Origin of the sequence: Helicobacter cetorum MIT 99-5656, assembly GCF_000259275.1 — a bacterium.
Taxonomy (GTDB): Bacteria; Campylobacterota; Campylobacteria; order Campylobacterales; family Helicobacteraceae; genus Helicobacter; species Helicobacter cetorum.
The window spans coordinates 577,255-590,424 of the sequence record NC_017735.1 but is presented as its reverse complement, the minus strand read 5'-3'; the positions used below and the strand labels follow the sequence as shown (position 1 = coordinate 590,424).

9 protein-coding genes and 1 tRNA gene are annotated in these 13,170 nt (G+C 34.7%); 8 read left to right on the top strand and 2 right to left on the bottom strand.

What is annotated here, in order from left to right; all coding sequences use genetic code 11:
• The first annotated feature begins 16 nt into the window (after positions 1 to 16).
• Positions 17 to 1,162 (top strand): cation:proton antiporter, encoded by a 1,146-nt coding sequence (locus HCD_RS02820; RefSeq protein ID WP_014659089.1) that lies wholly within the window; start codon positions 17 to 19, stop codon positions 1,160 to 1,162.
• On the opposite strand, the gene HCD_RS02815 is transcribed toward HCD_RS02820, so the two are convergent.
• Together HCD_RS02815 and HCD_RS02810 are read right to left on the bottom strand one after the other, a co-directional pair.
• Positions 1,159 to 1,920, bottom strand: a complete 762-nt coding sequence (locus tag HCD_RS02815) for a tRNA 2-thiocytidine biosynthesis TtcA family protein (protein ID WP_014659088.1) — start codon at positions 1,918 to 1,920, stop codon at positions 1,159 to 1,161. The genes HCD_RS02820 and HCD_RS02815 overlap by 4 nt on opposite strands.
• Positions 1,921 to 1,935: 15 nt before the next feature.
• On the bottom strand, positions 1,936 to 3,267 hold the full coding sequence (locus HCD_RS02810; protein ID WP_014659087.1) for an MFS transporter: 1,332 nt from the start codon (positions 3,265 to 3,267) through the stop codon (positions 1,936 to 1,938).
• Positions 3,268 to 3,395: 128 nt separating this feature from the next.
• On the opposite strand from HCD_RS02810, the gene HCD_RS02805 reads away from it, so the two are divergent.
• The 7 genes from HCD_RS02805 (at position 3,396) to HCD_RS02775 (ending at position 13,167) form a co-directional block, all read left to right on the top strand.
• A tRNA-Met gene (locus HCD_RS02805) sits at positions 3,396 to 3,473 on the top strand.
• Between the two features lie 144 nt (positions 3,474 to 3,617).
• Complete coding sequence (locus tag HCD_RS02800) at positions 3,618 to 4,874, top strand: NupC/NupG family nucleoside CNT transporter (RefSeq protein ID WP_014659086.1); 1,257 nt, start codon at positions 3,618 to 3,620, stop codon at positions 4,872 to 4,874.
• Positions 4,875 to 4,906: 32 nt separating this feature from the next.
• Positions 4,907 to 6,136 carry a phosphopentomutase gene (locus HCD_RS02795; protein WP_014659085.1) on the top strand — a complete coding sequence of 410 codons (1,230 nt, stop codon included), beginning with the start codon at positions 4,907 to 4,909 and terminating at the stop codon, positions 6,134 to 6,136.
• Between the two features lie 10 nt (positions 6,137 to 6,146).
• Positions 6,147 to 6,860 (top strand): purine-nucleoside phosphorylase, encoded by a 714-nt coding sequence (gene deoD, locus HCD_RS02790; RefSeq protein WP_014659084.1) that lies wholly within the window; start codon positions 6,147 to 6,149, stop codon positions 6,858 to 6,860.
• A 35-nt stretch (positions 6,861 to 6,895) separates the two neighbouring features.
• Positions 6,896 to 9,058, top strand: coding sequence for an HsdM family class I SAM-dependent methyltransferase (locus HCD_RS02785; RefSeq protein ID WP_014659083.1), 2,163 nt, complete (start codon positions 6,896 to 6,898; stop codon positions 9,056 to 9,058).
• Positions 9,059 to 9,062: 4 nt separating this feature from the next.
• Entirely contained in the window at positions 9,063 to 10,559 is a 1,497-nt protein-coding gene (locus HCD_RS02780) for a restriction endonuclease subunit S (RefSeq protein WP_014659082.1), read from the top strand.
• Between the two features lie 1,189 nt (positions 10,560 to 11,748).
• Positions 11,749 to 13,167: an outer membrane beta-barrel protein gene (locus HCD_RS02775; protein WP_227624869.1), complete on the top strand. Its 1,419-nt coding sequence runs from the start codon at positions 11,749 to 11,751 to the stop codon at positions 13,165 to 13,167.
• The last annotated feature ends 3 nt before the right edge of the window (positions 13,168 to 13,170 follow it).

The following is a 13,170-nucleotide window of genomic DNA, read 5'->3' as shown; positions in this document are numbered from 1 at the left end:
GACTAAAATTAAAAGCATGAATACAGAATTTTTTACTTTCGCACTCATCACCCTTTTGATTGTTACAGCCCCTTATATGTCCAGAATTTTGCGTTTACCTATTACGGTTGTAGAGATTTTGTTTGGGTCTATTGGGGCGTATATTGGTTTTATTGAGCCTACCAAGGGCTTTGAAGTCATGTCAGAAATTGGCTTTTTATTTTTAATGTTTTTATGTGGGTTAGAAGTAGAGATTTATTTGTTTAAAAAGCTTGGAGCTTCTCTTTTAAAACGCATTTTGGCTTATTTTTTGATTTTATACACTCTTTCATGCATGATTACTTTTAGCTTGAAGTTAGAGCCTATTTTCATTGTGATTTTTCCCATTATTAGTTTGGGCATGATTATGACTTTAATCAAGGATTATGGCAAAGACATGGCATGGCTTGATTTGGTGTTGAAAGTGGGTGTTTTAGGCGAATTATTAAGCATTATCTGTTTGGTTGTTGTAGATGGAGCGTATTCGCATGGTCTAGGCATGGACTTGTATAAAGACTTAGGCATACTCTTAGTGTTTTTAGCATTGATTATGATTGTTTTTCAAGTGTGTAAAACGCTGTTTTGGTGGTTTCCGCATTTAAAACTCATTGTGATGAGCCATCAATTCAATCAAGATGTGCGTTTTTCGCTCATGCTCTTTTTCTCATTAGTAGCGATTGTGGTGTGGCTCAAAATAGAAATGGTTTTAGGGGCGTTTCTAGCTGGTCTGATAGTTTCTACTTTCTTCTCGCATAAATTGGAGCTGTTTCACAAGCTCAATGATATAGGGTTTGGGTTTTTTGTGCCTTTATTTTTCATTCATGTAGGCTCCACTTTAGACTTAGGATTGGTGCTTTCAAAGCCCTACTTGATTCTTCAAGGGATATGGATTGTTATGGCTATGGTGGGCTTGCATTTAATCGCTTCAGGCTTGGTGTGGAAGAAGTATTTCAAAGAGCCCAAGCAATTACTCTCATTTGCATTAGGTGCTTCTATGCCCTTGACTTTTTTAGTAACCACCGCCGCTGTGGGTTTAAAAGCGCATGCTATTTTGCAAAACACCTATTATGCCTTGCTTATGGCGGCTATTTTTGAAGGGGTGTTATTTACAATTCTTATCAAAATGCTGAATAAAAAGAGCTAAGCGTCTAAATACTTAGGGTCGCTAAAACTACTCGCTTGAACATTGTTAAACGCATTTTCTAGGCTATCAAAGAAATGGGGGTGTAAGTTTTGCATTTCTTTTAAGAAATTTTTGGTGGCTAATCGTGCGATTGGGGGCTTGTCTGAAGTGGGCTGTTTAGCTGGACAATTGCAATCAGGAGCTACGGGAATATTCTGAGAAGTAACAAAATGAATGCTTGCTGCTTCTCTAACTTTAATTAAAGGGCGAATCACTAATAAGCCATTTTCAGCCCTATAAATGGGAGGCATGCTTCTTAAACTCCCATTATAAGTAAAATTCATAAAAAAGCTCTCCACAGCATCATCTAAATGATGAGCGATAGCGACTTTATTATAGCCTTCTTCTAAAGCCTTAGAATACAGAGTTCCCCTTCTTAAACGAGAGCAAAACGAGCAAAATGAGCTTTTTTCACGGCGTTTTTCATTAATGGTGGAAGCAATTTGAGTGTAAATGATTTCGTGTTTAATGCCTTGTTCTTCGCACAACTCGCTCAACCATTTTAAGTCTTCGCCCAAACCATAATGCACGGTAACGGCTTTAAAATCAAACTTGAAAGGAGCATGTCTTTGCATTCTAGCTAAGATACAAGCAAGCATGATAGAATCCTTGCCCCCACTTAATCCTAATAAGACTTTATCGCCTTCTTCTATGAGTTTGTAAGTGGCGTTAGTCTTACCCACGACATGCAAGACTTTTTTGGAAATTTCATAGGTCATTTTTAATCCTTGATTTTATTTTCTAAAATTTTGTGCTAGGTGAATGATTTCTTCTTCACTGATTTCGCTGGAGTCATATTTCACAATGATGATTTCTTCGCTGGTGTTGACATACCATTCAATAATCCTAGTTTCTAAAGCTTCAAATTTTTCTTCTATATAGGCATCTAAAGGAAAATAGACATTCTTTTGCTTGGCTGGGTTATTGAGTAGAAAAAGCAGTAAGCCCCAAATAACGCCTAAAATAACAACCATTAAACTTGTAGTTGCTAGCCCTAAATGATGGTAACTTAACCCCCCACTAACTCCCCCTACAAAGCTCCCTAAGTAGCCAAAAGTCGTAAATTGCCCTAAAACTTTACCTTTTTCATTCGCCCTAGCGAATTTAGAAGCTAGAGATTGCATAATGGGTTCTAAGGTTGCAAAACCGCTGAAGAAGAACATGACTCCAAGAATGAATAGCCACAGGTGTTTGCCTAAGAAGCTAGAATCTGCTAAGAATAAACACAGATAACTCACAACAAAAAATAAAACACCAAAGAGCATGACACCCTTAGGCTTATTGTATTTTTCAGCGATAACGCTCGCTGGCCCCATACTCAAAATACCTAGTATGGCTCCTGGCACATACACAGAAATTAAAAAACTCTCATGTTTATTAAATTCATTCACTAAGGCTAAAGGAATTAGCACAAAAATAAGTGTCATAAACATTTTTTCAAAAAATGAGCTTAAGTGCAAGAGATACAGGGCTTTAGTATTTTGGGTTTGACTCAATTTAGCTTTAATGGTGTAAGAAATTTTTGGAGAATCCTTGACTTTTAATAACATTACTAGGCTGAATAAAGCTAGAATAGCTGTGAGCAAAAAGAGCCATTTAGCATTACCAAAGAATGCCACCACACCTGGTCCTATTGCCATACTGATAGTAAAGCTAATAAAGATGAATGCCCCCATAATCGCCATAGCCTTGGTGCGTTCTTCTTCTCTCACTTCATCAGCTACCATTGCACTCACCACGCCCCCTAAAGCCCCCATGCCTTGAATCAAACGACCTATAACAAGCATTGTAATATCGCTTGCCATAAAACACACTAGTGAGCCAGCTAAGAACACCAATAAGCACAGGCTAACGACAATTTTACGCCCTATTTTATCGCTCAGTATTCCTATAGGGGTTTGAAATATTATCTGTGTGAGATACGCCCCACCCACAGCCAAGCCTATTAGTAAGGGACTGCTTGTATGAAAACTATCCGCATACAAACTAATCACAGGCAGAACAATGAAAAGCCCTAAAAACCGCAACGATGATACTAACGCTAATGGAAAAATCTTCTTAAACATTGGAGTATTCTACAAAAAAATAGGAAATTTTTTGAGTAAAATTCAATCAAATTGGCTTTAAAGAGAGCGTATTAAAATATTAATAAAATCTTAAGAAAGTTTTTTGTATAATCCACTTCTTTGTTGCTGTCAAGGTAGCTCAGCTGGTTTAGAGCGCTGGTCTCATAAGCCGGAGGTCGGGGGTTCAAGTCCCCCTCTTGACACCATTCTTTATTAACCCATTTTCATAAAAATTTTAAAGAAATTAAAAGTCTTAGAGAATGAAAATTTTACTTTTTGGCTACAATAAAATATCTTTAGATACAAGGCAAAAACATGATTTCTTTCATCTCTCTTTTAAGTGGTCGGCGATGGTTTTTAACTCCCTTTTGAGTATTGTAGGCATGGCGGTGCTTTTAGGTATCGCATGGGTTTTTTCTAGTGATAAAAAAGCGATTAATTATCGCACGATTATCAGTGCATTTGTGATTCAAGTGGTTCTAGGGGCGTTGATTTTATATGTGCCTTTAGGAAGAGATTTGCTACAGAATTTAGCTAATGCGATAGAGAGCGTTATAGCTTATGGCTATGAAGGGGTGCGTTTTTTATTTGGCAATTTAGCTCCTAATTCTCAAGGCGAGCAAGGAATTGGGGGGTTTGTCTTTGCAATTAATGTTTTAGCGGTGGTTATCTTTTTTTCTAGCTTGATTTCATTATTGTATTATCTAAAAATCATGCCCTTATTTATCAATCTTATTGGTGGAGCGCTCTCAAAATGCTTAGGCACTTCTAAGGCAGAGAGTATGAGTGCGGCGGCAAATATTTTTGTAGGACACACTGAAGCCCCCTTGGTGATTAAGCCCTATCTAAAAAGCATGAGCAATTCAGAGATTTTTGCGATTATGTGTGTGGGTATGGCAAGCATTGCTGGGCCTGTGTTAGCTGGATATGCGAGCATGGGCGTTCCTTTAACCTACTTACTAGCCGCTTCGTTTATGTCAGCCCCTAGCGGATTACTCTTTGCTAAAATAGTCTATCCGCAAAATGAAAAAGTTTCTAACCATATAGATATTTCTATAGAAAAACCCGTGAATGCTATAGAAGCTATCGCTAGTGGGGCAAGCACAGGATTAAATCTAGCCTTGCATATTGGAGCTATGCTTTTAGCCTTTGTAGGAATGCTCGCACTAGTTAATGGGCTTTTAGGGGTTTTAGGGGGATTTTTAGGCATAGAGCATTTGTCTTTAGGATTGATTTTAGGCACGCTTTTAAAACCCTTAGCCTTTATTTTAGGTATTCCTTGGAAAGAAGCAGGGGTTGCTGGAGAGATTATAGGGATTAAAATCGCTTTGAATGAATTTATGGGTTATATGAAGCTCATTCCTTATCTAAGCGATAACGCTCCCTTGGTGTTGAGTGAAAAAACCAAAGCAATTATTACTTTTGCGTTGTGCGGATTTGCAAACTTAAGCTCAGTTGCCATGCTTATTGGTGGGATTGGTAATTTAGTGCCTAGTAAAAAAGAAATGATAGCCAAATTAGCTTTAAAAGCGGTGTTTGTAGGCACGCTTTCAAATTTTATGAGTGCAACAATCGCTGGATTATTCATAGGGCTAAATGCGAATTAAGCTAAAAGGCAAGTAGGTTAAAAGGAATAGAGATGCAAAAAAGAGTGGTTATTTTATTACTAGATTCTTTTGGTATAGGAGCTAGTGAAGATGCTAAAGATTTTGGCGATTTGGGGGCGAATACTTTAGGCAATATTGCTAAGGCTTGTTTCAGCAATCTAGCTAATTCAAATGAACGAAATGGGTCTTTGAAATTGCCTAATTTAGAGAGTTTGGGTTTAGGATTAAGCGCTTTAAAAGCCACAAATGAATTACCCCTAGGCTTTAACCCTAAGATTAATTTAAAAGGGGCTTATGCTTACGCACAAGAATTATCTAGTGCAAAAGATACGATTTCTGGGCATTGGGAGATGATGGGCGTGCCGGTTTTGTTTGAATGGGGGTATTTTGAAAACAAAACCAACTCATTTTCTCAAGATTTATTAGATGAGATTAAAGAAAAAACTAAGATTAAAGGCTATTTAGGGAATTGCCACGCATCAGGGACTGAAATCATTAAGAATTTAGGTGAAAAACATTTAGAAACTCTATATCCTATTTTTTATACTTCAGCGGATTCGGTGTTTCAAATCGCAGCGCATGAAGAAAAATTTGGGCTAAAAAATTTATACGCCCTTTGTGAAGAAGTTTTTAAAATCTTAGAGCCTTTAAAAATTGCCAGAGTGATTGCACGACCCTTTAATGGCACTAATAAGGACAATTTCAAACGCACCCCTAATCGTAAAGACTATGCTATAAAGCCCCATGCACCATTACTTTTTGAAAAATTTATTGAAGAAAAAAATGGCGAAGTGGTTAGCATTGGAAAAATCGCTGATATTTATGCCCATGTAGGCATTACTCAAAAATTTAAAGCTAATAGTTTAATGGAGTTATTTGACACGACCTTAGAGCAAGTCAAAAACGCTAAGAATAACAGCTTGATTTTTACGAATTTTGTGCATTTTGATAGCGATTATGGGCATAGGCGTGATGTTAGCGGGTATGCAAACGCCCTAGAATGTTTTGATAAACGCTTAAATGAGATTTTTGAAAATCTAAGAGATGATGATTTATTAATCCTTTGTGCTGACCATGGGTGCGACCCCACTTTCAAAGGCACAGACCACACACGAGAGTTCATTCCTATCTTAATGTATCACAAAGATTTAAAACCAGCCTTTTTAGGTAAGAGTGAGACCTTTGCAGATATCGGGCAAAGTATCGCACACTTTTTAGGATTAAGCCCCTTAGATTATGGCAAAAACTTATTAAATTTTTAAAGGAAACTAAATGACCCCCCATATTAACGCAAAAATAGGCGACTTTCATTCTAAATGTATTTTATGTGGCGACCCCTTAAGAGTGAAATACATTGCAAAAAACTTTTTAGAAGACGCTAGAGAGATAACTAATGTGCGTAACATGCTAGGATTTAGTGGAAAGTATAAGGGTAAGGAAATTTCTTTAATGGGGCATGGCATGGGCATTGCATCATGCACGATTTATGCAACAGAACTCATTCAAACCTATCAAGTTAAAGAGCTTTTAAGAATTGGCACTTGTGGGGCTATCAGTCAAAAAGTAGCCTTAAAGAATATTATCTTAGCAACCGGTGCTTCAACAGATTCCAAAACAAATCGGGTGCGTTTCTTAAACCACGATTTGAGTGCTACACCTAGTTTTGAGCTAAGCTTAAAAGCGTATCAAATGGCCAAGCGATTAAACATTGATTTAAAAGTGGGTAATGTCTTTACAAGCGATTTTTTCTATTCTTTTGAAACGCATGCCTTTGACCTACTAGCCAAATATAACCACTTAGGTATTGAAATGGAGGCCGCAGGTTTATATGCTACGGCTATGGAATTAAACGCTAAGGCTTTATGTTTATGCTCTGTATCAGATCATTTAATCACGCATGAAAAATTAAGCCCTAAAGAAAGAATAGAAAGTTTTGACAGCATGGTAACTCTAGCCTTAGAGATAATGACACAAGCAGTGTTATAGGAATAATCTTACTAGCTTTATTTTAAGGAAATGATATGTCAACCAGACTTTCTTTACATTTGCAACATTTTGATAGTCAATTTAAATCTTTAGATTTTATTGATAAATATTGGTATAAAGAGGTTTTAGGAGTAGAAAGCTTTTGTAAAAAGTCTAGCACTAGGACAAAAAAGCAAGAATATAGCGAAGAATATATTCGTGCTAGATTTCTTTATGCACTCATAAAGAGTGGGATGTATAATAAAGAATATATCTGCGTAGAATTTGAAATTCCTAAGGGCAATGGGGCTAAAAGCTTAAAGCCCGACATTGTTGTGTTTAAGAATAAAGATTGGAAGAGTATGGTTGAAAAAGCCAAATCGAGCAATGATTATGCACGGGTGCGTTCTAATATGCTAGTTATTTTTGAGGCTAAAAATAATGCTAAAAGCGTAGCAGATGCTATTGAAAAACAATTGCGTTCTGCTATGGCTGAAAACACAAGCAAGGATAGAATTTTTGGCGTGTATTTTGACAATAAACCTGACATTTTGATTTTTAAAAAGATTGGCAATTCTGAAATACGGCGCTTTAATGAAGATAATGAACTTGCTCAAGATGGTATCAATGGCTGGAATTTAGATAAAAGGGATTTGCTTAAAGACTTGCCCGCTCAAAAAGATTTTGAAGAAAACAATGAGAGCATTAGAGATTTAAGCAAGTTAAAAGTTGGTGATTTAGACCCCATTGATGAAAGCAATTTTGTAGATTTTATGAACGCTCTTAAAAGGGCTAATGACAAAATTCAACCTAGTTTTGTGCGAGACCTAATCGTAGAGTTTTTGACTTTGAAGGTTTTTGACGAGAAGTGTTCCAATAAAGATAATGATTATTGCTTAAAATTTTATATATTACCAAGCGAAAAGGCTAAAAATAATTTGGGCGAAAAAAGTTTTAGAGAACGCATAGACAATTTGTATAAACGAGCCTTAAAAGATTATCCTAATATTCTAGGCAAAGAGAGGCGTTGTTTCTACTATCGTGAAGGTTTTAAGCCCAGCAAAAGTAACGATGAAAAATTTTTAATTGCATTGATAGAAATTTTTCAAAGAAGAGCCATTTTAAAAGCTAAAAACGAAAGTTTTAATCAAATTATTTTTAATAATTTTGGAGACGAAAAACAAAAAGCGGATAAGGGGCAGTTTTTTACCCCTATTCCAATAGTAAAAAATATTATTAGAATGCTTAATCCTAGGAAAGATGAAGAATTGTGTGATCCATGCTGTGGCATTTGTGATTTTCCTGCGATGGCATTTAGACATGCACATCGTAAGGATGATAATTACCCATCTAATGCGAATTCTTTTTATGGATTCGATATAGAAAGCACTAATTTAAAACTCGCTGAGTTAAATTTAGTTTTAAATGGTGATGGTGGAGCTGTTTTAGAACGCATGGACTCTTTAAGCCAAAAATTACTTGAAGATGATAGTGTGATACAAGAGGGTGATTTTAATATTGATGATTATGATTATCTCACTTGGGAACATAAAAACGATCCAAGTAAAAATATTAAAAAGTTCAAAATTATTGCTACAAATCCTCCATTTGGAAAGGGGAGAGATTTAAAAACAGGGGCTAATGGTAAATGGGATTTGCCAAGAAATATTATAGAGCTTTATGAGACATTTAGGATAAAACTAGACCCAAATGGAGATGGTGTTGTAAAATACCCTAATTCTATGGACATGGGGGCGTTGTTTTTAGAAAATGCCTATAAATGTCTAGAAGAAGGAGGGCGTTTAGCCATAGTGTTATCCAATTCAATTGCTAGCATTAGGGAATGGCAAAATGTTCGTAGGTGGTTCATAGAACGCATGCGTGTTGTAGCTTTGTTTGATTTGCCTAATAATACTTTTGGAGAAACAGGTGTAGCAACAACTGTTATTATTGCCTATAAACCAAAAAGCAACGAGCAACATTTATTAGAGAATGATTATGAGGTATTTATTAAAGAAATTGTCCATCTTGGTTATGAAGTTAAAACAAAAAATCGCACCGTGCATTTTGAACCTAAATATATTATCAATGAAGAAACTTTTGAAACCACAAGCACACTATATGAAGATTTCTCTATATTGCAAAAAGAGTTTAAAGAATTCTTGCAATCCCAAGAAGAAGAAATTAAAAAAGCTTTTCACTTAGACTCAATGGATTAGGATTATGAGAAGTTATATAATTAAGCCTAAGGGTGTAAAAAAAAGTGATATTTTAGCAAAAGAGTGCGTGTTATCTAGTTTTTTGTATCGTTTTGTTGAGTACGAGAATTTAAATGTAAAAAGACTAGGAGATGATGATATTTTAGAAAAAAATGTTAAGGGTTTTGAGATTGGAAGCAAGCAATACATAGATTTTTCTAAAAACTACTTTATTAGAATATCAGAAATGAATGATTTAGATTTTACTTTTAATGTTTCAAATGATACTCTTAAAATTCGTCCCGTTGATAAAAATTATAAAAATAAGACGATTGAACAAGGAGATATTTGTTATCAAACAGCAAGTAGCATAGGAAATGTTTGTGTTTATAATGGTTCAAAAGCTTTTTTTAATTCCCATATTAGAAAAATATCTTTTAAGAAAAATCCATTTTATATTTTTGCTTTTTTAAAATCATCATTTTGCAAAGAGCAAGTTGATATTTTAGGTTCAATAAAAGGGGTAGATAATTTTAGAGAAGACTATTTATTAAACACACTCATTCCATTTCCCACGACCAAAAATTATAAAAACCCACAAGTTATTGAGCAATTAGTAGCTAATATTGTGCAAAATATTATAGATAAAGAAGAACAAATTAAAAGGAAAAATATTCTTATAGATACAATCATAGAAACAGAACTTAGAGAGAACCAACAAAAAAATACTTTTTCTTATTCTTATCCTACTATCAAAGAAATTAAGCAAGAAAGCAGACTTGATACAGGGATTTATAGTAGAAATTTTAAAGAGAATCAAGGAATAATAGAGAATTATATCTTCGGATATAGTAATATTTTTGATTTGGGGTATGATGTTTCAAGAGGGCAGAATTTACAAATTTCTAATATTGGAGAAAGTCTCTATTCCAACAAAGTTATCCATGGTGCCTATAAGCTTATTTTGTCCAAATTTTTTAATGAAAGGACATATAAGCGTGTTGTTTACTTAGGAAACAAAGAACAATTAAAGACTATTGAAAAGGGAGATATTATATTTTCTTGTCGTGGAGAAATGGGTCGTTGCGTTATGTTTCCTGAACTAGTAGAAAATATGATTACCAATATAGATAATGTTCATATTGTCTCAAAAAATAGAACCATGGTGGAGAAAATTTATTGTTTTTGTATTTTAGGATATTTAAAAAATAAAAATATTTTAGATAGCATTGCTTGTATAGGTTCAGGAGCTCCAAGTTTCACACAATATCAATTCTCTAAATTAAAAATCCCAAACTTCCCTAAAATCAAACAGCAAGAAATTGCCAAAGAATATTATAATCCCATGAAAAAAAATATGCACACAAGCCTTGGAGATTATTTAGCGAAAGAACAAATGCGTAATGCTCAAATAGGTATCTTTGAACTTAATAATGAGCTTTTTACTCTTAAAGAACACTTAGGGGATATCTTGCATCGCATCATTGCTGATGAAGAGATTATTTTAGAAAATTATTTTTAGAAAAGTTGATGGGCATATTTGAAATTTAAAGAGATGGATTTGAGTATTCAAGAAGTAGGGAATTTTTTTTGAGAAATTATCAGCCAAATTGAAATCTTAGAAAAAGAAATTAAGACCCTACAAAATAAGCTTAATATCATAGCCCCACAAGAAGAACGCTATTTAAAAGAACAATTAGGATTAGATTAAAAAGTCTTGAAAAAATGAAAACATCGTTATTAGCAAAAATTAAAGGGGGGGAGTTTTTAACGCTCCCCCTACAATTTTAATAACAAGGCGTTACTAAAATTGCACAAATTATCGCTATAATAACAATGCTATTCATGTTAGCTCCTTAAATTAGATTTAGAGAGCTAACGCCTAGAGAAGTTGCGACCTTCTTTATGCATTTAACTTCCCTAGACAGAAAAATATAACTTAATGTTTATTTTTTAAAAATCCACACTTAAAAACTACCCGAAAAAAAGAACGCTACTCACAAAAGAACCATTAGGATTAATGTAAAGAGATTTAAAAATTTGGTTAGCACTCCTTAATTTCTTAAGGGGGTTTTTAAAAGACTTTGTTTTGTTTGTGTCTTATTAAAAAAGCATATTTAATGCTCTAAAGACTAGACACCGACTCAACATTTTGTCCTTACTCCCCCCCTTTTTTTGGTTTAAAAAGACCTTTAGTCTTTTTAAACTCCAAGAAACACCCGCAAGGCTTTTGAGATTATTGCTTTAAAACTTTGTTTTAAAGCTCTCTATATTTATCTTAACAATCTATCGCTTGTTGCACTAATAGGCATGCATTTTAATGCTTAGTTGATTTAGCTTTATTAAGCTATTTGTAATCTTTTAAAAAACGCATAGTATTTTTTGAAATAAACAATAAAGAGCCATTTGTAAAAGTCAAGCGGTTTCTTAAACAATACAAGAAAAGAAAATGAGATTTTCTAAAAACCCTTTCTTTTAACAGAGCCATTTGCATAGTTTCAGAAGAGTTTTAAAAATGACACTTTTAAACCACAAACATTCACTCTAAATTCATGTATTTTATGCTATATTGCGTTTGTTAATGATTTAGTCAATGATTAGGAATTAAGATGAAATTTTGTAACCTTTTTTCAAATAATAAAGCCAATTCAGATGCTAAAACAATCTCTTGGTTTTTATTATTTCCTCTACTCTCTGGGGGGGGGGGCATTATGAGAGCCTTACTAATTGTTTTACTCTCTTTTATAAGCCTCAAAGCTGAAAAGAGTTCATGGTATGCGGGTGGAAGCTTTTTAATCGGTCAAGGTGAACAAAAACGCACCATTACCACCTTAGAACCATCTCATTTACCCCCTGTAATGCTACCGCCAAATTTACCCAAGCAAACACCACAGAATAGCCCTGTTTCATCAAAGGGTGAGCCTAGTGGGAAATCCAAACAAGAAAATCCAAGTCCACAGCCTGTGTCAAGTCCGCCCCATTCGCCACCACCACAACAGCAACACCAAGAACATAGTCCCCAAGAAAAACCAGCTGAACTACCGCCAAATCCCCAACCACAAGTCCAAGACCCACCGCCAGAAAAATCCAGCCCAATAGAAAGCCCAAATCCACAAGAAAATCCAACTTCAAAATCTAAACCCACAAATCCCCCACAACCTAGAGCTGAAAACCAACCAGATATTAACCAACAAGTCCAAAATATAGCTAGGCAAGATTACACGGAAAAAGTTATAAAATACCGAACAGATAAAGATACAGCTATGGATAATGCTTCACAGACAGGCGAAGCATACACAAGATACACGAAATGGTGTGTAAAAAACGCACAAAGATATAACGACCAAGCACATAATTGTATTAGTATTTGGGGTAAAAACGCACATATATATGAAGTAGAATATAATAAGATTTTTAACGAGCATACTTATCCAAACGCTGTTTTGCCAAATTGCCCTATGCCAAGCGGTTTTCCTATGCCAAGCGGTTACAATGAAAACACCTTAGCTGAAAAAAATTGCTTTGAGTATGGTAATGCTGATAATATCATTACGACAAGCATGCCCACAGATATTCCTAACTTAGCAAACTATTTTTACCGCCTACTAACCTTACAAACAAACCGCTATACTCAAACCAACCTTTCAAATTTAGTGTCTGTTTCCAAACAAACCACTCTCCATTATGGAGTTAGTCTAGCTATAGGATACAAACATTTCTTTGTGCCTAGATTTGGATTAAGAACTTATGCTAATATTGAATACCTTTACACTAACGCTTACTTCTCTAACTCTAATATCCTTTATGGGGGTGGGTTAGACTTCCTAGCTAATATCATAGACAATAACGACAAGCAAAGCATGATTTTTGGAATCTTTGCTGGAGTCAATCTTGCTGGAAACACTTCAATTGCTCAAATCAAAGACAACCATGTGAGTAACACTCAATTTAACACCTTCTTACATACAGGATTAAGATTTGTCTTTAATGGCATGCATGAATTTGATTTAGGAGTGAAGGTGCCTTTCTTAAAAAATCCTAGTGTTTCTTTAAACACTTCTAACAAACTCTATGAAGTTCAAAACAACACTCTTTATAGCATGTTTATTAGTTATTATTATTTGTTTTAAACC